Origin of the sequence: Baekduia sp. (genome assembly GCF_035318805.1) — a bacterium.
In the GTDB taxonomy this organism is placed as follows: domain Bacteria; phylum Actinomycetota; class Thermoleophilia; order Solirubrobacterales; family Solirubrobacteraceae; genus Baekduia.
Genome location: NZ_DATHDY010000010.1, coordinates 52,902 through 74,673, shown reverse-complemented (window position 1 = coordinate 74,673; position 21,772 = coordinate 52,902). Strand labels below are relative to the sequence as shown.

The following is a 21,772-nucleotide window of genomic DNA, read 5'->3' as shown; positions in this document are numbered from 1 at the left end:
GGACATTACGGTCAAGGCCGTCTGGCACTGAGCAATTGTTGACACCGCAGGGGGGACGGGTCAGTGTCGTCGGCCCGCCCTCGCTACCAGGAGAAACGCCGATGACTCGCTGTGCCGTCGTGACCAACGACCTGCAGTACGACCTGGTCAACAAGAACGAGCTGCGGCAGCAGGCGGTCGCGGCCTTCTCCGCTCGGATGGAGGAGTTCCTGGACGCGATGCGGGACCTCGACGTCCCGATCGTGCACCTGCAGCTCATCAATCGGGAAGACGATCCCAACGCCGAGCGCTACGGCGACTGGCTCCCCGTGACCAAGGGCAGCGAGGGGGCGCGCATCCTCGACCAGTTCCTGGCGCCGACCGACGTCGTCATGGAGAAGAACAAGGACAGCGGGTTCTTCGAGACCGATCTCGACGACACGCTCAAGCGGCTGGGCGTCGACACCGTGATCATCACCGGGATGCAGACCCAGATCTGCGTCCAGACGACCGCCGCCGACGCCTTCTTCCGGGGATTCAAGGTCATCGTCCCGCCCGACGGCGTGGTCTCGGCCCGCGAGGAGGACCAGCAGCGGGCGCTGGACTGGCTCGGCTCGTACTGCGCGACGATCCTGCCGTTCGACGAGCTGATCCCGGCGATCGCCGAGGATCGCGTCCCGTCCTTCGAAGTCGTCCCGATCCCGTGACGCTCGAGGCGGCACCCCATGTCGCCGCCGGGGCGCCGGGCGCGGCACCGGCCTGCATCGAGCTCGACCACGGCACCGGCGGCGGCCTCAGCCAGGAGCTGATCGGCGATCTGATCGCCCCGCGCCTGGGCGCCGTCCACACCGGGCGGATGGAGGACAGCGCCATCCTTCCGATCCACGCTTCGCGGATCGCCATGACCACCGACTCGTTCGTCGTCGACCCGATCTTCTTCACCAACGGGGACATCGGCAAGCTGGCGGTCTGCGGCACCGTGAACGACCTCGCCGTGTGCGGCGCCACGCCGCGGTTCCTCACGCTCGCCCTGGTCCTGGAGGAGGGCTTCCCGATCGCGCACCTCGAGCGGGTCCTCGACTCCATCCGGGAGGCGGCCCTCGAAGCGGGCGTCGAGGTCGTCGCCGGCGACACCAAGGTCGTCCGCCGCGGCGAGGTCGACAAGCTGTTCATCAACACCGCCGGCGTCGGCGAGTTCGATCGCGACGTGTCGCTCGGCGTCCACGCGGTGGTGCCCGGCGGCTCGGTGATCGTCACGAGCTTCCTCGGCGACCACAGCATGCACGTGCTCTCGTTGCGGGAGGGACTCGGGTTCGAGCAGCGCATCCTCAGCGACTGCGCGCCGCTCAACGGGCTGATGGACGTGCTGCTCGACGAGTTCGGCGACGCGGTGCGCTGCGTGCGCGACATCACCCGCGGCGGCCTGGGCACCGTGCTCAACGAGGTCGCGGCCGGCGCGGGCGTCTCGATCCACCTCGACGAGGAGAGCCTCCCGATCCGGCACGAGACCGCGATGGCGGCGGACATGCTCGGCGTCGACCCCATGTACCTGGCCAACGAGGGCAACCTCTGTCTGTTCGTCGACGGCGACGCGGCGGCCGACGTGCTCGCGCTGGTGCGCGCCCACCGGTACGGGGCCGCGGCGGAGATCGTCGGCGGCGTCGGCGAGGCGGGCGGCAGCCCGGTCACGATGCGCACCGCCGAGGGTGCGGTCACGACCGTCGCGGTGCTCTACGGCGCCGAGCTCCCGCGACTCTGCTGACGCCATGCACGAGCAGACCCGCCGCTACCAGATCCGGGGTGTGGTGCAGGGCGTCGGCTTCCGCCCGTTCATCGTGCGGACCGCCGAGCGCAATGCGCTCAACGGCTGGATCCTCAACGACTCCGACGGCGTCGTCCTGGAGATCCAGGGCTCGCCGCCGCAGCTCGACACGTTCATCCTGGAGATGACGACGACAGCGCCGCCGCTGGCGCGGATCGACTCGGTCGCGCTGGTCGACCAGGACGGCGAGGCCCCGAGCTACTCGGAGTTCGCCATCCGCGCCAGCGACCGGACCGAGCGCGCGCACACGCTCGTCGCACCCGACACCTACGTGTGCGACGACTGCCTGGCGGAGCTCTTCGACGAGGACGACCGCCGCCACCGCTACCCGCTGATCAACTGCACCAACTGCGGGCCGCGGTACTCGATCATCCGCGGGGTTCCGTACGACCGCGCGTACACCACCATGTCGGCGTTCCCGATGTGCGACGCGTGCGCGGCCGAGTACGAGGACGTCCGCGACCGCCGGTTCCACGCCCAGCCCGTGGCGTGCTGGGACTGCGGTCCGCAGGTGCGGCTGCTCGACGGCCGCGGCGCCGACCGCGGCACGCTCGACCCGGTCGCCGACGCCGCCTCGCTGCTGGCCGGCGGTGCGATCCTCGCGGTCAAGGGCCTCGGCGGCTTCCACCTCGTCGTCGACGCCGAGAACCCGGAGGCGGTCCAGGAGCTGCGCTGGCGCAAGCGACGCGACGAGAAGCCGTTCGCGCTCATGTCGCGCACCCTGGAGGACGTCGCGCGGTACAGCACCATGAGCGCCGCCGAAGCGGCGCTGCTGACCTCGACCGGCCGCCCGATCGTCCTGCTGCCCAAGCGCGAGGGCGCCGCGATCGCCGAGGGCGTCGCGCCCGGCAACCGCCGCTACGGCGTGATGCTCGCCTACACGCCGCTGCATCACCTGCTGCTCGCCGAGGGCTTCACCGCGCTGGTGGCCACCAGCGGCAACGTCTCCGACGAGCCGATCGCGTTCGACAACGACGACGCGCTGCTGCGCCTGGCCGACATCGCCGACGGCTTCCTCGTCCACGACCGCGACATCTACACGCGCGTCGACGACTCCATCGCGCGGGTCGTCACCCGCGGCGGGGAGCCGCGCACCGCGCTGATCCGGCGGGCGCGCGGCTACGCGCCCGAGCCGATCACCGCGCCCTTCGAGCTGCCGCCGGTGGTCGCCGTCGGACCGGAGCTGAAGAACACCATCTGCCTCTCGCGCGGCAGCGAGCTCTTCCTCAGCCAGCACATCGGCGACCTGAAGAACGAGCTCACCGCCCGCTCGTTCGAGCATTCGATCCCGCACCTCGCGCGGCTGCTGGAGGTCGAACCCCGGCTCCTGGCCCACGACGCGCACCCCGGCTACGCCAGCAGCCGGTTCGCGCGCGAGCAGCGCACGCTGCCGACGGTCGCCGTCCAGCACCATCACGCGCACCTGGCGGCCTGCCTGTGCGAGCACGGGCTCACCGGCCCGGCGATCGGCGTGATCTTCGACGGCACGGGCTACGGGACCGACGGCGAGATCTGGGGCGGCGAGTTCCTCGTCGGCGACTACGCCGGCTTCGACCGGGCCGCGCACCTCGAGTACTTCCGGCTGCCCGGCGGGGACCGCGCCGTCCGCGAGCCCTACCGCGTCGCGCTCGCGCTGCTGGCGCACGCGCACGGCGGCTCGTTCGAGGAGGTCGCGCTCCCGGTGGTGACCGACCGCGACCCGCTCGAGCGCCGCACGCTGGGCCGCATGATCAACTCGGGCCTGCACGCTCCGCGGACGTCGAGCGTCGGCCGCCTGTTCGACGGCGTCGCGGCGCTGATCGGCGTGCGCGAGCGCGTCCGCTACGAGGCGCAGGCCGCGATCGAGCTCGAGCAGCTCGTGGAGCCCGGTCGCACCGCCGACCCGTGGCCGTGGGAGCTGCACCTCGGCCCGGGCCCGATGCGCGTCGACCCCGCGCCGATGATCCGCGCGATCGCCGCCGCGGCCGCCTCCGGCGACGCCACGGTCGCCGAGCTCAGCCTTCGCTTCCACTGCACCGTGGCGAACATGGTGCTCGGGACCTGCGCGGCGATCCGTGAGCGGACGCAGATCGACCGCGTGGCCCTGAGCGGCGGGGTGTTCCTCAACGCCGTCCTCCTGCAGGCCTGCCACGACGGGCTGCGCGCCGCCGGCTTCGAGGTGTACGCGCACGAGCGCGTTCCGACCAACGACGGCGGCGTGGCGCTCGGCCAGGCCGCGATCGCGGGGTACCAGGCACGATGACCGACGGCCACGACCAGTTCGCCGGCCTGCACTTCGCGCCGGCGCCCGACCTGCACGGACCGGTGCCCGGACCGCGGTCCGTCGCGCTGCTCGACGAGCAGGCGGCGCTGGAGAGCCGCGCGCGCTCCTATCCGCGGGCGGTCCCGATCGCGCTCGAGGAGGGGCGCGGCGCGACGCTGCGCGACGTCGACGGCAACACGTTCCTGGACTTCTTCGGCGGCGCCGGCGCGCTGAACCTCGGCCACGGGCACCCGGTCGTCGCGGCGGCGGCGACCGCGCAGCAGCGCCGACTGGTCCACGCGCTCGACTTCCCGACGGTCTCCAAGAACGCGCTCATGCGCTCGCTCAAGGACCGGCTGCCCGGGGCGCTGCGGCGCACCGCGCGCTTCCACTTCGGCGGCCCGACCGGCTCCGACGCCGTCGAGGCGGCGCTCAAGCTGACGCGCACCCATACGGGTCGCTCACCGGTCATCGCCTTTCATGGCTCCTACCACGGCATGACGTCGGGGGCGCTGTCGGTCTCCAGCGACACGTCCTACCGGCGCACCGACGCGGCGTCGGTCCAGTTCGTGCCGTACCCGTACTGCTATCGCTGCCCGCTGGGCCTGCGGCCCGACTCGTGCGGGCTGGCCTGCGCGAAGCTCGTCGAGACCGTCATCGCCGACCCGCACAGCGGCACGGGACCGCCCGCCGCGGTGATCGTCGAGCCGATCCAGGGCGAGGGCGGCACGGTCGTCCCGCCGCCCGGCTACCTGGCCGAGCTGCGCCGGATGACCGCCGCGCACGACGTGCCGCTGATCTGCGACGAGATCCAGACCGGGTTCGGCCGCACCGGCTCCATGTTCGGCGCCGACCACGACGGGATCGTCCCCGACGTGATGACGCTGTCGAAGGCGATCGGCGGGATCGGCTATCCGCTGTCGTGCATCGCCTACGACGAGGCGCTCGACACCTGGGAGCCCGGCGCGCACATCGGCACCTTCCGCGGCCACCAGGTCGCGATGGCGGCCGGCGTCGCGGCGCTGGAGGTCATGGACGAGACCGATCTGCCGGGCCACGCCGGCCGGCTCGGCGAGCTGGCGCTGGCGACGCTGCGCGACGCGTGCGCCACGCTGGAGTCGGTCGGCGACGTCCGCGGGCGCGGCCTCATCCTCGGCGTCGAGCTCGTGCGCGACCGCGAGACGCGCGAGCCCTGGCCGGAGCTGACCGCCGAGGTCCGGCGGGCGTGCCTGCAGCGCGGCCTGATCGTGGAGGTCGGCGGCCACTTCGGCAACGTCGTGCGCTTCCTGCCGCCGCTCGTGATCACCCGCGAGCTGCTCCTGCGCGGGCTGGAGATCTTCACCGAGGCGGTGCGCGAGCGCGAGCGCGTGCCGACCGTCGCCCGGGTCGCCGCCTAGATGGGTTGTTCCACGAGGCGGTCCCGTCGATGACTGGTCCGGGCGGATGCCTGAGGTCGCACGATCTGGCAGCCGATCCTGGTCGGATCGGCAAGGGATCGGGTGGCCTCAGGCGCCGGCCGGGCCGGTCAGCGGCGGCAGCGAACCCGTGGAACAACTCATCTAGTAGGGGCGCCGGTGGGCTGGCGCCGGCGTCGGTGACGTTCCGCTCGGCGCGTGCATCGCGGTGCGACGCGTGGTCTGTCGGCGACGACGGGGGGTGTGCCGCGGGCGTTGGTCGGTCTCCCGCAGGCGCCGGGGCGGGCCGCGGGCGGTGGGGGGCGGGGGGTGGGCCTGTTGGGCGCGGTCGGGTCGCGGTGTTCGGGCCCACGTGGGGCGTCGATGATGCCGCGGGGCGGGGTGGGCCTGTTTGGCGCGGTGGGGCCGCGGTGTTCGGGCCACACGTGGGGCGTCGATGGTGCCGCAGGGCGGGGTGGGCCTGTTTGGCGCGGTGGGGCCGCGGTGTTCGGGCCCACCCGCGCCCCCCGGGCGATGGCGGCAGACCCGCGGCGGTCGCGGCGCCCGGTGGCCCGGTCGAGGTCGGCGAGCATCGTGGCCCTCCCGGGTCGACGGTGATGACCTGGCCCACCGCCGGCCTGCTCCTCTCCCATGCCTCCCGCAGCCACCCGGCCGTGGAACAACTCGCCCCGGCACTTGGGGTACTTCCGCGCCGACGTCCACCGGCGCCGCGGCGACCTGCGCGCCGCCGAGCGCACGGCCAGTGCCGCGTGGAGCGCCGCCCGCGAGCACGACTGGCCGATGATGCGCCACGCGGTCACGGGACTGCTCGCCGAGCTGTGCGTGGCGTCGGGCGACCTGGAGCGCGGCCAGCGCCTCGTCGCCGAGGCCGGCTGCGACGTGCCGGCGGCGGAGCTGACCGACCACTACACCTCGCTCATGCTGCTGTCGGGCCGCGGCCGGCTGCGCGTCGCCGCCGGGCGGGTCGACGACGGGATCGCCGACCTGCGCGCCTGCGGGCGGCAGCTCGAGGAGCTGGGGGAGTCGCAATCCGGCGCTGCTGGGGTGGCGGGCGCCGCTGGCGCTGGCGCTCGGCGGCGACGAGGGCCGTGCGCTCGCCGCCGACGACCTGCGGCTCGCGCGCCGCTTCGGCGCTCCGCGGGCGCTGGCGATCGCCCTGCGCACCACCGCGCTGCTGCAGGCCGACGGCGACGCGCGCGCCGCCCTGCTGCACGAGGCCGTCGCGCTCCTGGCGACGGGCGAGACCGGACGCTGCGAGCGGGCTCGGGTGCTCGCCGACCTCGGGGCGCTGGACCACGCCGCCGGGCGGCCGGGCGACGCCCGCGAGCGGTTGTTGGAGGCCTACGAGCTGGCGCACCGCTGCGGCGCGGGCACGCTGGAGCGCGAGGTGGCCGAGGGCCTGCGGGCACTCGGGGTCCGACCGCGGCGCCCGTTCGTCAGCGGGCCCGAGGCGCTGACCGTCCGCAAGCGGTCGGTCAGCGAGCTGGGGGCGCGCGGCGCGACCAACCGCGAGATCGCCGACGAGCTGGTCGTGACCGTGCGCACGGTCGAGTTCCACCTCTCGCGCGCGTTCCGCAAGCTCGGCGTCGCGTCGCGCACCGAGCTCGACCGCGCGCTCGCGCAAGCGGCGGCGCCGCCGGGCTGGCGGTGACCGCGGTCGCTACGACGCCGACCGGGTGAGCGAGGGCGCCGGCGTCGCGGGTCGTCCTCGGGATCCGGGTCGAGTTGCCCTTGGCATGCAAGGGAAAGTCGACCCGCATGGGATGCGTGTCGTTCTGACCCCGATATAGGGGGTCAGAACGCCACGGATCATCATTCACGCCCGAACGATCCCGCCCCGCGGCGCCGGCGGAGACCCACGGCGTTCGCGCCGCTCGCCACCTCGCCGTCAGTGCGGACCCCGGACGCGGAGCGCACCCCAAGCGCCCGAGCAGAACGCCACCGCGCCCGCGCCCGCGTCCTCGCTGGCGCTCGCGCGTCCCTCGTGAGCCGTATCAGCCCCGCGCCGGGGCCGCGGCGGTCTCCAGCGCGGCGGCGAACTGCTCCACGTCGTCCTCGGTCGTGTCCCACGAGCACATCCACCGGACCTCGCCGGTCGCCTCGTCCCACGTGTAGAACGGGAACTGCGCACGGACCTGGTCGGCCATGGCGCGGGGGAGCGTCGCGAAGATCGCGTTGGCCTGCACCGGGCGCGTGACCTCCACGCCGGCGATCCCGGTGACGCGCTGGGCGAGCAGGGCGGCCATGGCGTTGGCGTGCCTCGCCGACCGCGCCCACAGCCCGTCCTGCAGCAGCGCGACCACCTGCGCCGACATGAAGCGCATCTTCGAGGACAGCTGCGCGTGCTGCTTGCGCAGCCAGGCAAAGCCCTCGGGCCCCGGGTCGCGCAGGAACACGACGGCCTCGACGCCCAAGGCACCGTTCTTGGTCAGCCCGAAGGACACCGCGTCGGCGCCGGCGGCGGCCGTGACGTCGGCCAGCGACGCGCCGAGCGCGACCGCGGCGTTGGCCAGCCGGGAGCCGTCGACGTGCAGCAGCAGGCCGTGGGCGTGGGCGCAGTCGGCGAGCGCGCGCGTCTCGTCGAGCGAGTAGACGGTGCCCAGCTCGGTGGTGTTGGCGATCGACACGACGCGTACCTGCGGCGCGTGCTCGTCGCCCTGGCGCGCCAGCAGCCCCTCGATCTGGCCCGGCTGGAGCCTGCCGTCGGCGGTCGGCAGCGTCAGGAGCTTCACGCCGGCCATGCGCTCGGGCGCGGCGGCCTCGTCGACGTGCAGGTGTGACGTGTCGGGCGTGACGACGCACTCCCAGGTGCGCGTCAGCGCGCCGAGCGACAGGACGTTGGCGGCGGTGCCGTTGAACACGAGCCACGGAGATGCCGTGGGACCGAACTGGTCGCGGATCAGCTCGGTCGCGCGCGCGGTCCACGGGTCGGCGCCGTAGGAGACCGCGTGATCGGCGTTGGCCTCGGCGATCGCGGCCAGGACCTCCGGGTGGGCGCCGGCGTAGTTGTCGGAGGCGAATGCGCGCATGCCCGACAGCCTAGGCTGCGTGCAGGTGCAGCCGCTGGCCGTTCATCTTGCGGGCCGCGGACGAGCTGAGGTAGACGAGCGCGTCGGCGATCTCGCCCACGTCGGTGAACGTCTTATAGGCCTTCTGCGGACTCTCCTCGCGCATCTGCGGCGTGACGATCGCGGTGACGACGACGACGTTCGCGGTGCCCTGCGTCGGCGCCAGCTCTGAGGCGAGCGTGAGCGTCCACGCCTCGGCGGCGGCCTTCGTCGCGGCGTAGGCGGCGTTGCCGGCGGTGGGCTTGGCGACCACCGACGACGAGACGAGCGCGAAGCGCCCGCGGTCGCCCGCGGCCTTCAGCAGCGGCGCGAACGCGCGCGTGGTGTGCACCACGGAGTGAAACAGCAGCTTCTCGAGCAGGTCGAGGTCGGCCAGGTCCATGTCCTCGAGGTCGTCGCCGCCGCGCCAGCCGCCGACGAGGTGCAGGAGCCCGTCGACCTCGCCGAGCGCGTCGGCCCAGGCCCGGGCGCCCTCGGCGGTCACGAGGTCCGCGGCGCGCGCGTCGCCGGCGACGTCGCGCACCACGTCGAGGTGCGCGTCGGTCCGGTCGGCCGCCGCGACCCACGCCCCGGCGTCGGCCAGGGCACGCACGACCGTCGGCCCGAGGCCGCCGCCCGCACCGGCGACGGCGATGCGCCGCCCCGCCAGCGCGCCGCCCCCTGCGCTCACGCGGCCACCGCGCCGGCGCCGGCGTCCGCGGCCTTCGGGCGCTCCAGCACCGGCGCAAGCTTCTGCTTGAGCGAGGTGTAGAACATGGACAGGGGGAACTCGTCGGGCCGCACGTCGTCAATGTACGGGCGCGGATCCTCCACGTCGACGTAGGCGCGCACGCCGGCGCTCCAGGTCGAGCCCGCGGTCGCCGGGACGTAACGCGAGACCAGGTCGTGCGCCGCTCCCCACTGCGCCAGCTTGGAGCGGTCGATGCCCTCGCGGTACAGCGTCTCGACCTCGCCGCGCAGCCCGGCGACCCCCTCGGCGAGGCGGTCCCAGTCGACGGTCAGCCGGTTGTCGGTCCAGTGCACGAACCCGTGGCGGTGCAGGTAGGCGAACAGGAGCTGACCGCCCAGGCCGTCGTAGTTGCGCACGCGCGAGCCGGTGACCGGGAAGCGGAAGATGCGGTCGAAGAGGATCGCGTACTGCACGTTGCGGGCGAAGGCCAGGCCCTCGGCCTCGAGCTTGGCGGCCTCGCCGAACGCGGTCAGGTCGCAGCGCAGCTCCTCCAGCGAGTACATCCAGTACGGCATGCGCTGGCGGATCATGAAGGGGTCGAACGGCAGGTCGCCGCGGCTGTGCGCGCGGTCATGCACGAGGTCCCACAGGACGTAGGCGTCGAGCGACAGGCGCTCGGAGCGCAGCAGCGCCGCAGCGTCGGGCGGGAGGTTGACGCCGACGGTGTCGGCGGCCGCGCCGACGACGCGGCGGAAGCGCTCGGCCTCGCGGTCGCAGAAGATGGCGCCGAAGTGGTTGGCGGGCTTGTCGGCGACGGAGACCGTCTCGGGGAAGAGCACGGCGCACTCGGAGTCGTAGCCGGCGGTGTGGTCGGTCAGCGTGACCGGGACGAACTTGGCGTTGTCATAGCGGTCGGCCTCCAGCTCGGCCAGCCACGCGGGCCACGGGACGCGGATCAGCAGCGTTTCGTAGCGCGTGTCGCGCGAGCCGTTCTGGGTGTACATGGGGAAGAGCACCAGGTGCTCGATCCCGTCCTCGCGGTCGCGGTCGGGCCGGAACAGCTCCAGCGAGGCGGTGAAGTCGGGCTTCGCGTAGCCGCCGTCGGCCCACGCGCGGAGGTCGGCGACCGCCGCGGCGAGGTAGCCGGCCTGATGGCCGAAGCGCGGCGCGAGGGCCCCGACGGCCTCGGCCATCGTGTCGACGAGGCCGCGGACGCGGGCCGGGTCGTGGGCGGTGACGTCGAGCGAGCCGTCGGGCTCCTGCAGGAGGCGCAGCGCGCCGGTCGCCTCGCGCAGCCGGGTCCACGCCGGATCGGCGGCGGCCGCCGACGGCGCGTCGCCGGCCGGGTGCGCGTAGGCCGCGGCGGCCGCCCAGGTGACGAGGTTCGTCCAGAGCGCCGCATGGCCGAGGTCGCCGAGGCAGTCGTCGCCGAACAGGTCGGAGTCGGCCAGCGCGACGACGCGGCCGGCCTCGTGGCAGACAGCGACGGCCAGCGGCGCCCGCGGCGTGGAGGCGCTGACGGCGGTGCGGGCGAGCACCTGCACGCCGGCGTCGCGGTCGACGGCCAGGGTGCCGGCGCGGTAGAACGTCGCGTCGCTCACGCCGGCCAGCAGGTCGCCGGCGGCGCCGCGCTCGCCGGGCGCCAGGTCCGCACGGACCCACGAGGGCGTGCTGTTGAGGTTGCGCTCGTAGTCCTGGACCGTGTCGTGCTGGATCGTGATCCCGAAGCGGCCCAGCAGCGCGTTGAGGTTGTTGCCGTACTTGTCCTGCTCGCTCTCGCCGAGGACGACCAGGCCGCCGCCGGCGGCGACGAAGGCCTCCAGCGCGGCGAGCTCCGCGTCGTCGAGCACGGGGGAGCCGCTGCCGGTCGTGGCCTCCCACTTGGGCTCGGACGGGTGCGCCAGGACGACGACGTCGGCGCCGTCGAGCGCCGCCGCGTCGAGCGGACCGTCGGTGTGGGCGGCGACGTCCACGCGCCGCGCGCGGAGGAGGTCGGCCGCGCGCGCATAGGAGACGTCGCCGGGATGGGAGGGCAGCATCCGCGCCGCCAGCTCGGGCCGGATGGTCCACGCCTGGCCGTGGGCCTCGTCGAAGAGCACGCGAATGACGGGTCGCACGGGAGCCATGGATGGAGGCTACGCGGCAGCGCACCAGCACTCAACCCCGTTATCGTGTGTGCGATGCCCGATCTCTTGCGCGTGGACGACGTTGATCGCAAGATCCTTGCGTCGCTGGTCGACGACGGGCGCTCCACCTACGACGAGATCGGCCGGCGCGTGTCGCTCTCGGCCCCGGCGGTCAAGCGCCGCGTGGACCGGCTCCGCGAGCGTGGCGTCCTGCGGGGCTTCACTGCCCTCGTCGATCCCGCCGCGCTCGGCGCCACGACCGAGGCGCTGATCGAGCTGTTCTACGCGCCCGGGATCGGCCTCGACCAGGTGCGCGAGTCGCTGCGGCCGCTGCCCGAGGTGGTCGAGGCCTGGAGCGTCACCGGCGACGCCGACTGCATCGTCCGCGTCCGCGCCCGCGATCCGCAGGACCTCGAGCGCGTGATCATGGAGCTCCAGCGCGAGGCCTCCGTGGTGCGCACCCGCTCCCAGGTCATCATGTCGCGGTTGATCGAACGCCGCGACTGACCGCGTTCGGGAAACGCGGCGATCCCCGGACGGGCCGTAGCCCGTTCAGGCGCTTGCGGGTCCGGCGGAGGTCGAGGCGGGCCGGTTGACCACCATGATCCGCGCCTTGCACGGCACCCTCCAGCCCAAGGACCGCGCGCGCGTCGTCGGCCCGGCGTCGCTGCGCACCGGCGCGGCGCTCGTCTCGGTCGGCTCCTGCTTCCCGGAGACCACGGTCGCGACCACCGAGATCGCCGGCCCGATGGGAGTCGAGCCCGAGTGGCTCGTGCGTCGCACCGGCGTCGAGGCGCGTCGCCGCCTGCAGCCCGGCGAGTGCCTCAACGACCTCGCGGCGACCGCCGCGCGCGCCGCGCTGGCCGAGGCCGACGTCGATCCCGCGACGGTCGACCTGCTGCTGATGGCCACGATGACGCCGGACGCGCTCACGCCGCACTCGGCCGCGATCGTCGCGTCCGACATCGGCGCCACGCGCGCCGGGACCATGGACCTCAACTCGGCCTGCACCGGCTTCCTCGCCGCGCTCGCGATGGCCGTCGGCCAGGTGGAGTCCGGCCGAGCGCGCACGGTCGTGGTGATCGGCGCCGACGCGATGTCTCGCGTCCTGGACTACGAGGACCGCGTCACCGGTGGCATCTTCGGCGACGGCGCCGGCGCCGTCGTGGTGCGCGCGGTCGACGGCGACTCGCGCGTGGGGCCGTTCATCCTGGAGTCCGACGGCTCCGCCGGAGACGCCATCGTCACCGCGTGGCCCGCAGGGCCGGTGCGCATGGAGGGCCAGCGGACGTTCCGCCGCGCCGTGGACTCGCTGGTCGACGTCGCCGAGCGGGCGACCGCGCTGGTCGGCGCGTCGGTCGACGACCTCGACCTCGCGGTGCTCCACCAGGCCAACGCCCGCATCACCGCGGCCGTCGGCGAGCGGCTCGAGTTGCCGCCCGAGCGCGTCGTGGACTGCATCGCCCAGATCGGCAACACCACGTCGGCCAGCCTGCCGACGGCGCTCGCCGTCGCCGACGCCGACGGCCGCCTGCAGCCCGGATCGCTCGTCCTCCTCGGCGCGTTCGGCGCCGGCCTGGCCTGGGGCGGCACCGTGCTGACCTGGGGCCTGCCGGACTGAGGACGTCGCTCAGCCGTCCACGCCGACCGTCACCCTCACCGGGCGCATGCCCCAGCCGGTCACGCCAGCGCGTCCAGCAGGCCCCACACCGCTGCCGGATCGAACTGCGTGCCGGTCCCAGACACCAGTCGCTCCCGCGCCTCGGTGGCGGGCAGCGCGGGGCGGTACGGGCGGGTCGAGGTCATCGCGGCGTAGGCGTCGCAGACCGCGATGATCCGCGCGGCGACGGGGATCGCCGCGCCGGCCAGGCCGTCGGGGTAGCCGCCTCCGTCCCAGCGCTCGTGATGGCCGCGGACCGCGCGGGCGGCCGGGCGGAAGCCGGGGACCGCCTCGAGCGCGCGAGCGCCCCATACCGGATGCTCCCGCATGATCGACCACTCCGTCGGGTCCAGCGGGCCGGGCTTGTGCAGGATCGCGTCGGGCACGCCGATCTTGCCGAGGTCGTGCAGGTGCGCGCCGATGCGCAGGTGCTCGAGCTCCGCGCCGACGACGCCCATCCGGGAGGCGACCTGCTCGCACAGCGCCACGACCGAATCGCTGTGCTGACCGGTGTAGCCGTCGCGCAGATCCAGCAGCGAGGCGAGCGAGCCGACGCTGGCGCTCATCGTCTCGGCCAGCCGGCGCTCGGCCTCGGAGGCACGCAGCGCCTCGGTCGCGAGATCGGTCAGGCGCGTGAGGCATTCGCGCAGCGGGGCGCCGCGCCGGAGCCTCGGCCGCAGGAGCGTCAGCGTGCCCGCGCCCTCGCCGTCGAGCACGAGCAGGCACGTCGCCGCGGTGCGCGTGATCACCGGTGCGCCCGTGGCGAACGCCTCGCGCGCCGGGACGTCGAGATCGTCCAGCAGCTGCGGGTCGCCGGAGGCGGCGAGCACCTGGTGCTCGACCCACGTGGGCTGGGCACGCGTGATCGCTGCCGCGCCGGCCGCGCCGGCGTGACAGGCCTGGTGGGCGACCTCCGTGAGCAGCGGATGGGCCAGGGGCGCCGCGGCGTGGCTGCCGCGTGTTCCGCTGTTGCCGGTGGTCGTCACGGGAACCATGTGCACTCCGGGGTTCCTTTCTGGCACACCTTCAAACAGAGCAAGGCGCGGTTGCGGAGCGTTTGCGTCCAAAACCTCTGCAGAGTGCGTCGTTCGTCCATCATCCGTCTACGAAAAGGGGCGCACCGCACGCCGACGGGCCGGCCCGCGATGATCCGCGACCACGTGCCGACCCACCTGCCCCTCGACTACGACAAGCGGTTGATGCTCTTCCCCGGGCGCAGCTCGACGGCGCTATCCGACGCCATCGGGCACAAGCTCGGCGTCGAGGCCGGCCACGTGGATCTCCAGACCTACGCCAGCGGAGAGGTGTATTGCCGCTACGAGGAGTCCGTGCGCGGCGCCGACGTCTTCATCGTCCAGTCGCTCGCCGGGACGCGCGACGGCACGCTGTCGATCAACGACGCGCTGATGGAGCTCGTGCTGATGATCGACGCGGCCGTGGGCGCCTCGGCCCATCGCGTGATCGCCGTGATCCCGTGGTTCGGCTACAGCCGCCAGGACATGAAGTCGCGCCTGCGCGAGCCGATCAGCGCCCGCGCCGTCGCGCGCATGCTCGAGTCGGTGCGCGTCAACCGCGTGCTGACCGTCGACCTGCACACGGGCCAGTCGCAGGGCTTCTTCCGCGTGCCGGTCGACCACATGACCGCCCTGCACACGCTGGCCGGCGACCTGCGCCCGCGGCTGCCCGCCGACGCCGTGGTCGTCGCGCCCGACGCCGGCCGCGTCAAGCTCGCCAAGAAGTTCGCGACCCACCTCGGCGCCGAGCTGGCGATCCTCGATCCCGAGGCGCCCGACCCGCGCCACCGCGTCATCGGCGAGGTCGGCGGCCGCACGACGGTCGTGGTCGACGACATCGTCGACACGGGCCGCACGCTCGTCGCCGCGGTCGGCGCCCTGCGCGACGCCCAGGCCGCGACGATCACCGCGGTCGCCATCCACCCGATCCTCAGCGCCGGGACGCTCGAGCGGATCTCGGGACTGGGGCTCGAGGAGCTGCTGGTGACCGACACGGTCCCGGTTCCCCCGGGCGCGCCGCCCACCGTGCGCGTCGTGAGCTGCGCCGACCTGCTGGCCGACACGATCCACCGGATCTTCACCGACGACTCCGTGAGCGAGGCGTTCGGGGGAGACAACCTCTGATGCCGGGCCGAACGCGCCGCGGTCCACCGGTTTCGCCGCCCGACTGGCCGGACTGTCGCGTCGGCTCCCGGTTCTTGTGACGAAGTGCCGGTTGCGTGAACCGGGGTCTGACCCCGACCCTTACGGCTGCACGCCGAACGGCCGCGACGCGGTCGACTTCCACACGAGCAAGAAGGTGGTCACATCAACATGGGCGGTCTGAGCCACGACGAGCTGCAGCAGGCGGCACGCGACCACCTGCTGCTGCACTTCTCCAAGCAGGGCATCGACGACCTCCTCGTGCTGGAGCGCGGTGAGGGCCCGTACGTGTTCGATACGAAGGGCGACCGCTACGTCGATGCGCTGTCGAGCCTGTTCTGCGCGCAGATCGGCTACTCGCACGGCGAGGAGATGGCCGCGGCGGCGGCGGCACAGCTGACGACGCTGGCGTTCAACACCAACTGGGCGACGGCGCATCCCGCGGCCATCGAGCTGGCCCAGCGCCTGGCCGGCCTCGCGCCCGGCGACCTCAACCGCGTGTTCTTCACCAACGGCGGATCGGAGTCGGTCGAGGCGGCGTGGAAGCTCTGCCGCGAGTACCACCTGGCCAACGGCCAGCCGCAGCGCACGAAGGCCATCGCGCGCGACATCGCCTACCACGGCGTGACGCTCGGGGCCCTGTCGTTCACCGGCGTGGAGCGTTTCAAGGCGCCCTTCGGCCAGGCGCCGATCGACGTCACGCACGTCTCCAACACCAACAGCTTCCGCGGGTGGGAGGGAGGTCCGGTCCAGGACGAGGCCGCGTTCTGCGCCCGCCTGCTGGCCGAGGTGGAGGACGCGATCGTCGCGGCCGGCCCCGACGAGGTCGCGCTGATCATCGCCGAGCCCGTGCAGAACGCCGGCGGCTGCCTGACCGCGCCCGCCGGCTACTGGCGCGGCCTGCGCGAGCTGGCCGACCGCTACGGCGCGCTGCTGATGGCCGACGAGGTCATCACGGGCTGCGGGCGCCTCGGCGAGTGGTTCGGGATCGTCCGCGAGGGCGTCACGCCCGACCTCGTGTCGCTGGCCAAGGGCCTGACGTCGGCCTACGCGCCCATGGGCGCGGTGGTCGCCGGAGAGCGCGTCGTCGCCCCGATGGCCGAGGCGGGCGCGGTGTTCCGCCACGGCATCACGTTCGGCGGCCATCCGGTGAGCGCGGCGATCGCGCTGAAGAACATCGAGATCTTCGAGCGTGACGGCGTGCTCGAGAACGTGCGCGCGCTCGAGTCGCATCTGGAGCGCGGGCTGGCGACGCTGCGGGACCTGCCGATCGTCGGCGACACCCGCGGCCGTGGCTTCTTCTGGGCCATCGAGCTGGTCAAGGACGACGAGAACGCCACGTTCGACCAGGCCGAGCGCGACCGGCTGGTGCGCGGCTTCCTGCCGGGCCGGCTCCGCGAGGCGGGCATCATCGCCCGCGCCGACGACCGCGGGGACGCGGTCCTGCAGATCGCCCCGCCGCTGATCAGCGACGCGGCGCTGCTGGACGAGATCGTCGAGCGGCTCGGCGACGTGCTGACCGATGCCGGGGCCCACATGGGCGTCGGCACGACGACCGGGGTGGCGTGACCGCCGTGAGCACCACGACGATCCCCGCGTTCCGCAACCTGGTGGGCGGCGCGCTCGTCGACGGCGTCGACGGCGCGCGGCGCGACGTCCTCAACCCGGCCACGGGCGAGGTGATCGGGCGCGTGCCGGAGGGCACGCAGGCCGACGTCGAGCGGGCGATCGAGGCGGCGCGCGCCGCGCGGATCCCGTGGCGCGACACGACGCCCGGTCAGCGCATGGAGCACCTGCTGGCGCTGGCCGACACGATCGACCGCCACGCCGGCGAGCTGGCCGCGCTCGAGTCGCTGAACGTGGGCAAGCCGATGTCGCTGGCGCTCGAGGAGCTGCCGATCTGCTCCGACGAGCTGCGGTTCTTCGCGGGCGCGGCGCGCACGCTGAGCGCGCCCGCCGCGGGCGAGTACGGCGCGGGCTACACGTCGATGGTGCGGCGCGAGCCGCTGGGCATCGTCGGCCAGATCGCGCCGTGGAACTACCCGTTGATGATGGCCATCTGGAAGATCGCGCCGGCGCTGGCGGCGGGCAACGTGGTGGTGTTGAAGCCGTCGGAGCTGACGCCGATCTCCACGCTGCGCTTCGCCGAGCTGGCCGCCGAGATCCTGCCGCCCGGCGTGCTGAACGTCATCACCGGCGACGGGCCGGGCGTCGGCGTGGGGATCGTGCGCCATCCGGCGATCTCGATGGTGTCGCTCACCGGCTCGGTCGCGACGGGCAGGCACATCGCCGCCGCCGCGGCCGACACGCTCAAGCGCGTGCACCTGGAGCTGGGCGGCAAGGCGCCGGTCGTCGTGTTCGACGACGCGGACCCCAAGGCCGTCGCCCAGGGCCTGCGCGTCGCGAGCTTCCTGAACTCCGGCCAGGACTGCACGGCGGCGTCGCGCGTGCTGGCCGGCCCGGGGATCTACGAGGCGTTGATCGAGGAGCTGGTCCCCGCGGTCTCCTCGCTGAAGATGGGCGACCCGGCCGACGGCGACGCCATCGAGATGGGCCCCGTGATCTCCGAGCGCCAGCAGGAGAAGGTCCTCGGCTATCTGGATCGCGCGACCGCCGCGGGCGCCGAGGTGTTGACCGGCGGCTCGGCCGGCGGCGACCGCGGGTTCTTCGTACAGCCGACGGTCGTGGTCGGCGTGGGGCAGCAGTCCGAGATCGTCCAGCAGGAGCTCTTCGGGCCCGTCGTCACCGTCCAGCGGATGGCCGACGGCGACGACGCGATCGCGATGGCCAACGACGTGCCCTACGGCCTGGCCGCCTCGGTCTGGACGCGCGACGTGGGCAGGGCGATGGAGGCGGTGCGCAGGCTCGACTTCGGCTGCGTCTGGGTCAACGACCACCTGCCGTTCCTGTCGGAGATGCCGCACGGCGGCTTCAAGGAGTCCGGCTACGGCAAGGACCTCTCGGTCTACGCGCTCGACGACTACACGCGCGTCAAGCACGCGATGATCAAGCTGGACTGAGGCTCGGCGCGACGGTACCCCGGGGCGGTATCCTCGGCCCATGGCCGACACACCCGCCACCCGCGGCTACTCCGCGACCAAGGACCAGCTGCTCAAGCGCCTGCGGCGCGTCGAGGGCCAGGTCCGCGGCATCGAGGGCATGGTCGCCGACGACCGCTACTGCATCGACGTGCTCACCCAGATCGGGGCCGTGCAGGCCGCGCTGGACAAGGTCGCGCTCGGGCTGCTCGACGACCACGCGCGCCACTGCGTCGTCGGCGGGCCGGAGGACCTGCAGGAGGACCGCACCGAGGAGCTGATGGCCGCAGTCGGCCGGCTCATGCGCCGCGGCTAGCTTCCCGGGCGCTACCCCCGCGCCGCCTACGCACAACGTTCTCAGGGTTAGCGGTCACCCCCTAGGGGCAGAACTTCGCGTGCTGTGGCCCGCGACCTCGTCCGCCTGCTGTCCGCCGATCCGGAGCTCGGCGAGCGTCTGACGCCCGAGGAGCAGGAGCGCGCCCGCCAGCAGCTCGTCGCCGGCGTGCTGCACGTCCCGACCGGTCGCTGGGACCCCGCGACCGCCGTCGAGCCCGGCAGCTCGCCGCTCGCCCTGCTGATCATCGACGGCCTGCTCCTGCGCGACCTCGACCTCGGCCGCCGCTCCTCGACCGAGGTGCTCGGCTCCGGCGACGTCCTGCGCCCGTGGGACGCCGACAGCCCCGTGAGCGAGCTGCCGCTCGTCGCGCGCTGGACGATCCTCGAGGACCTGACCGTCGCCGTCCTCGACGAGCGCTTCCTGCACGCTGCGGTGCGCTACCCGTCGGTCATCGACGCGCTCTTCGGCCGCGCCGCGCGGCGCAACCGCGGCCTCGCGGTCCGGTTGGTGGTCAACCAGCTGGTGCGCCTGGAGGATCGGCTGCTGCTGGCGATGTGGTCGCTGGCCGAGCGCTGGGGCCGCGTCACGCCCGACGGCGTGCTCATCCCGATGGGCCTCACGCACAGCGCGCTCGCCCGCCTCGTCGGCGCCCGCCGCCCGTCGGTCACCTCGGCGCTGGGCGACCTCTCGCGCGACCATCTGCTGGAGCGCACCGAGGACGGCTGGCTGCTGCGCGGCGATCCCGCGCACCTGGTCGACCCGGTGACCGAGCGGCTGCTCGCGCCCGCCTAGGGGTGCCGTAGGCGGCCAGCGAGGCCGCGGCCCACGATGGCCAGCCGTCGCCGCCGGAGGTGGGTCCCCAGTCGCGATAGCGACACAGTCTCCTAGCCGGCGGGCGCGCCGGGCGGCAGTACGCTGCGCCCATGGAGGAAGGCCGCGTCCGCTGGGCGCAGAGCGGGGACGCCAACATCGCCTACCGCATCCTGGGCGACGGACCCGTCGACCTCGTCTTCCTTGGCGGCCTGACCTCGCACATCGAGGTGCTGCTGGAGGAGCCTGGCCTGCGCCGGTGGTGGGAGCGGCTGGGCGCGATCGCCCGCGTGATCCTGGTCGACCGCCGCGGCCTCGGGATGTCTGACCGCATCCATGGCCCGCTGACCCTCGAGGAGGAGATCGCCGACCTCGATGCGGTGCTCGACGCGGCGGGCGCCGACCGCGTCGTCGTGCAGGCCTACGCCGCGGGCGGTCCGCTGGCGATCAGCTACGCCGCCGCGCGTCCCGACCGCACGCTGGCGCTCGTGCTGTACGCGAGCATCGTCGCGACCGAGCGCGACGAGGAGGTCACGTGGGCCGAGACGCCCGAGGACCGCCGGGCACGCTTCGAGCGGCTGCTGGAGCACTGGGGCACCGGCGCCAACCTGGAGGACATGGCGCCCAGCTCCGCCGACGACCCGCGCATGCGCGACTGGCTCGGGCGCCTGGAGCGCCATTCGACGACGCCCGCCGGGATGCTCCGGATCTTCGAGAACCTCAGCGGCGTCGACGTCCGCCCGCTGCTGCCGGGCCTGCGCGTGCCGACGCTGGTGCTGCACCGCACGGGGGATCGGCTCATCGACGTCGGCCACTCGCGGCTGCTGGCCGACCGCATCCCCGGCGCGCGCCTGGTCGAGCTGCCCGGCAGCGACAGCCTGCCGATGATCGGCGACACCGAGGCGCTGCTCGGCGAGATCGAGGAGTTCCTCACCGGCAGCCGCACGCAGACCAGCGGCCTGCAGCGCCGGCTGCTGACCGTGCTCTTCACCGACATCTGCGACGCGACCGGCCACGCGGCGCGGATGGGGGACGCGCGCTGGCGCGACCTGCTCTCGGCCCACGACGACGCGATCCGCCGCGAGGTGGAGCGCTACGGCGGCCGCGAGGTCAAGACGGTGGGCGACGGCTACATCGCGGCGTTCGCCGGGCCGCCCTCGGACGCGTTGCGCTGCGCCCGGACGGTCGTGCCGGCCGTGCGCGGTCTCGGCCTGCGCATCCGCGCGGGCCTGCACACGGGCGAGTGCGAGCTGATCGGCGACGACGTCGGCGGCATGGCGGTGCACATCGCCGCGCGCGTGTGCGACATGGCCGCGCCCGACGAGATCCTGACGTCGGGCACCGTCTACGGCACGGTCGTGGGCTCCGGCCTGGAGTTCGAGGCGCGCGGCGCGCACGAGCTGCGCGGCGTGCCCGGCCCGTGGCCGATCTTCGCGCTGGATCACTGAGCGTTCTGCGGCACGATCCGTTGCAGGGCGACGGCATGCGGACCGGCGACCGCAACCTTCGGGTCCGGGTGCAGTTGGTCAGGGAAACGGAAACCAACAGGGAGGCTTCCAACCATGTTCCGCAAGTTCCGGTCCCAAGGACCGCTGGTGGTGGTCAGCGCCGTCGTGCTCGGCCTGATCATCTCGTCGTTCGCCGTGGCGTCAGGTGAAGGCAAGTCGCTGCTCGGCGGCGCACGCAATCCGGGCTCCAACGAGAGCCAGGCGCTCTCCAAGGAGACCCAGATCATCGCCAACACCGGCACGTACGGCACGCGCCAGTCCAACAAGTCCGACAACGGCGGCGGTGCCATCTACGGCTGCCGCTCGAAGGCGGGCGGCTCGGAGAAGGGCTTCGAGCCCTGCATCCGCGCCAACAACCTGGCCGACGGCCGGGCGTTCGAGTTCGTGACCAACGGCCCCGAGGTCGGTCGCATCGTCAACGAGAACGTCAACGGCGCGCCGTTCACCACCAACGCCAAGGGCGTAGCCACCGGCCTGAACGCCGATCAGGTCGACGGCAAGAACGCCGCCGACATCACGGCTGACGCGACCGCGGCGGCCCACACCGACGCGGTCAGCACCGCGCAGGGCCTGACCAAGTTCGCGGCCGTCGCGGGCGACGGGACGCTCGGCGGCAAGCGCGGCGCGACGTCGTCGAGCCGCACGGGCGAGGGCACCTACAACGTCGTCTTCGCCGACGACATCTCGGCGTGCGCGCTGCAGGCCACCGAGACGCAGTTCGAGAACGCCGGCGCCGTCGGCGTGCAGCTCCTGTCCGACAACCGCACCGTCACGGTCCGCACCCGCTCCGGCGGCGGCGCGACCGGTGCCGATCCGGCGACCATCGCCGATCGCCCGTTCAGCCTGACCGTCAGCTGCTGAGGTAGCTCGACGGGGACAGTCCCCACCCGCCGCGGTGGGGACTGTCCCAGAGGTGCGCGCCCGGGGACTGTCCCCGTCAC

The 21,772-nt window shown here is 73.5% G+C and carries 18 protein-coding genes; 14 read left to right on the top strand and 4 right to left on the bottom strand.

Annotation, left to right across the window (positions count from 1 at the left end; all coding sequences use genetic code 11):
• The first annotated feature begins 101 nt into the window (after nucleotides 1–101).
• The 5 genes from VK501_RS01335 to VK501_RS01315 all read left to right on the top strand — a co-directional run bounded on the left by VK501_RS01335 (nucleotide 102) and on the right by VK501_RS01315 (nucleotide 7,109).
• Nucleotides 102–686, top strand: a complete 585-nt coding sequence (locus tag VK501_RS01335) for an isochorismatase family cysteine hydrolase (protein ID WP_324333856.1) — start codon at nucleotides 102–104, stop codon at nucleotides 684–686.
• A complete protein-coding gene (gene hypE, locus VK501_RS01330) occupies nucleotides 683–1,741 on the top strand; it encodes a hydrogenase expression/formation protein HypE (RefSeq protein WP_324333854.1) in 1,059 nt (352 codons plus the stop codon). The genes VK501_RS01335 and hypE overlap by 4 nt, the downstream gene beginning before the upstream one ends.
• Before the next feature lie 4 nt (nucleotides 1,742–1,745).
• Nucleotides 1,746–4,043, top strand: coding sequence for a carbamoyltransferase HypF (gene hypF / locus VK501_RS01325; RefSeq protein ID WP_324333852.1), 2,298 nt, complete (start codon nucleotides 1,746–1,748; stop codon nucleotides 4,041–4,043).
• The gene (locus VK501_RS01320) at nucleotides 4,040–5,440 is read left to right on the top strand and encodes an aspartate aminotransferase family protein (RefSeq protein ID WP_324333850.1); all 1,401 of its coding nucleotides are present in this window, start codon (nucleotides 4,040–4,042) and stop codon (nucleotides 5,438–5,440) included. Before hypF ends, VK501_RS01320 begins: the two co-directional genes overlap by 4 nt.
• A 1,285-nt stretch (nucleotides 5,441–6,725) precedes the next feature.
• Nucleotides 6,726–7,109: a LuxR C-terminal-related transcriptional regulator gene (locus tag VK501_RS01315; protein WP_324333848.1), complete on the top strand. Its 384-nt coding sequence runs from the start codon at nucleotides 6,726–6,728 to the stop codon at nucleotides 7,107–7,109.
• 343 nt (nucleotides 7,110–7,452) lie between these two features.
• Here the strand turns inward: VK501_RS01315 and VK501_RS01310 are convergent, their stop codons facing one another.
• Genes VK501_RS01310 through VK501_RS01300 form a run of 3 tightly spaced genes read right to left on the bottom strand, consistent with a single transcriptional unit; the run spans nucleotide 7,453 to nucleotide 11,322 of the window.
• The gene (locus tag VK501_RS01310; protein WP_324333846.1) at nucleotides 7,453–8,487 is read right to left on the bottom strand and encodes a threonine aldolase family protein; all 1,035 of its coding nucleotides are present in this window, start codon (nucleotides 8,485–8,487) and stop codon (nucleotides 7,453–7,455) included.
• Nucleotides 8,488–8,497: 10 nt separating this feature from the next.
• On the bottom strand, nucleotides 8,498–9,196 hold the full coding sequence (locus tag VK501_RS01305) for an SDR family NAD(P)-dependent oxidoreductase (RefSeq protein ID WP_324333844.1): 699 nt from the start codon (nucleotides 9,194–9,196) through the stop codon (nucleotides 8,498–8,500).
• A complete protein-coding gene (locus VK501_RS01300; protein WP_324333842.1) occupies nucleotides 9,193–11,322 on the bottom strand; it encodes a DUF6421 family protein in 2,130 nt (709 codons plus the stop codon). The genes VK501_RS01305 and VK501_RS01300 overlap by 4 nt, the downstream gene beginning before the upstream one ends.
• Before the next feature lie 66 nt (nucleotides 11,323–11,388).
• Between VK501_RS01300 and VK501_RS01295 the strand changes: the two genes are divergently transcribed.
• Both VK501_RS01295 and VK501_RS01290 read left to right on the top strand, forming a co-directional pair.
• Complete coding sequence (locus VK501_RS01295) at nucleotides 11,389–11,829, top strand: Lrp/AsnC family transcriptional regulator (RefSeq protein WP_349260956.1); 441 nt, start codon at nucleotides 11,389–11,391, stop codon at nucleotides 11,827–11,829.
• A 94-nt stretch (nucleotides 11,830–11,923) separates the two neighbouring features.
• Nucleotides 11,924–12,943: a beta-ketoacyl-ACP synthase 3 gene (locus VK501_RS01290; protein ID WP_324333839.1), complete on the top strand. Its 1,020-nt coding sequence runs from the start codon at nucleotides 11,924–11,926 to the stop codon at nucleotides 12,941–12,943.
• A 59-nt stretch (nucleotides 12,944–13,002) separates the two neighbouring features.
• Here VK501_RS01290 and VK501_RS01285 read toward each other — a convergent pair whose 3' ends face one another.
• Nucleotides 13,003–13,968, bottom strand: a complete 966-nt coding sequence (locus VK501_RS01285) for an HD-GYP domain-containing protein (protein ID WP_324333837.1) — start codon at nucleotides 13,966–13,968, stop codon at nucleotides 13,003–13,005.
• Nucleotides 13,969–14,127: 159 nt separating this feature from the next.
• Here VK501_RS01285 and VK501_RS01280 point away from each other — a divergent pair, with 159 nt between their 5' ends.
• The 7 genes from VK501_RS01280 to VK501_RS01250 all read left to right on the top strand — a co-directional run bounded on the left by VK501_RS01280 (nucleotide 14,128) and on the right by VK501_RS01250 (nucleotide 21,692).
• Nucleotides 14,128–15,120, top strand: coding sequence for a ribose-phosphate diphosphokinase (locus tag VK501_RS01280; RefSeq protein ID WP_324333835.1), 993 nt, complete (start codon nucleotides 14,128–14,130; stop codon nucleotides 15,118–15,120).
• Between the two features lie 189 nt (nucleotides 15,121–15,309).
• Entirely contained in the window at nucleotides 15,310–16,707 is a 1,398-nt protein-coding gene (locus tag VK501_RS01275; RefSeq protein WP_324333833.1) for an aspartate aminotransferase family protein, read from the top strand.
• Between the two features lie 5 nt (nucleotides 16,708–16,712).
• Nucleotides 16,713–18,158, top strand: coding sequence for a gamma-aminobutyraldehyde dehydrogenase (locus VK501_RS01270; protein WP_324333831.1), 1,446 nt, complete (start codon nucleotides 16,713–16,715; stop codon nucleotides 18,156–18,158).
• A 40-nt stretch (nucleotides 18,159–18,198) separates the two neighbouring features.
• Entirely contained in the window at nucleotides 18,199–18,492 is a 294-nt protein-coding gene (locus VK501_RS01265) for a metal-sensitive transcriptional regulator (protein WP_324333829.1), read from the top strand.
• A gap of 84 nt (nucleotides 18,493–18,576) precedes the next feature.
• Complete coding sequence (locus VK501_RS01260; protein WP_324333827.1) at nucleotides 18,577–19,305, top strand: helix-turn-helix domain-containing protein; 729 nt, start codon at nucleotides 18,577–18,579, stop codon at nucleotides 19,303–19,305.
• A 131-nt stretch (nucleotides 19,306–19,436) separates the two neighbouring features.
• The gene (locus tag VK501_RS01255) at nucleotides 19,437–20,771 is read left to right on the top strand and encodes an adenylate/guanylate cyclase domain-containing protein (protein WP_324333826.1); all 1,335 of its coding nucleotides are present in this window, start codon (nucleotides 19,437–19,439) and stop codon (nucleotides 20,769–20,771) included.
• Between the two features lie 114 nt (nucleotides 20,772–20,885).
• The gene (locus tag VK501_RS01250) at nucleotides 20,886–21,692 is read left to right on the top strand and encodes a hypothetical protein (RefSeq protein WP_324333824.1); all 807 of its coding nucleotides are present in this window, start codon (nucleotides 20,886–20,888) and stop codon (nucleotides 21,690–21,692) included.
• The last annotated feature ends 80 nt before the right edge of the window (nucleotides 21,693–21,772 follow it).

Bases quoted from the DNA above. Each gene is read 5' to 3' on its own strand.
- VK501_RS01335 (WP_324333856.1), top strand. From the start codon at position 102: ATGACTCGCTGTGCCGTCGTGACCAACGACCTGCAGTACGACCTGGTC.
- hypF (WP_324333852.1), top strand. From the start codon at position 1,746: ATGCACGAGCAGACCCGCCGCTACCAGATCCGGGGTGTGGTGCAGGGC.
- VK501_RS01320 (WP_324333850.1), top strand. From the start codon at position 4,040: ATGACCGACGGCCACGACCAGTTCGCCGGCCTGCACTTCGCGCCGGCG.
- VK501_RS01310 (WP_324333846.1), bottom strand. From the start codon at position 8,487: ATGCGCGCATTCGCCTCCGACAACTACGCCGGCGCCCACCCGGAGGTC.
- VK501_RS01300 (WP_324333842.1), bottom strand. From the start codon at position 11,322: ATGGCTCCCGTGCGACCCGTCATTCGCGTGCTCTTCGACGAGGCCCAC.
- VK501_RS01290 (WP_324333839.1), top strand. From the start codon at position 11,924: ATGATCCGCGCCTTGCACGGCACCCTCCAGCCCAAGGACCGCGCGCGC.
- VK501_RS01280 (WP_324333835.1), top strand. From the start codon at position 14,128: ATGATCCGCGACCACGTGCCGACCCACCTGCCCCTCGACTACGACAAG.
- VK501_RS01275 (WP_324333833.1), top strand. From the start codon at position 15,310: ATGGGCGGTCTGAGCCACGACGAGCTGCAGCAGGCGGCACGCGACCAC.
- VK501_RS01265 (WP_324333829.1), top strand. From the start codon at position 18,199: ATGGCCGACACACCCGCCACCCGCGGCTACTCCGCGACCAAGGACCAG.
- VK501_RS01255 (WP_324333826.1), top strand. From the start codon at position 19,437: ATGGAGGAAGGCCGCGTCCGCTGGGCGCAGAGCGGGGACGCCAACATC.
- VK501_RS01250 (WP_324333824.1), top strand. From the start codon at position 20,886: ATGTTCCGCAAGTTCCGGTCCCAAGGACCGCTGGTGGTGGTCAGCGCC.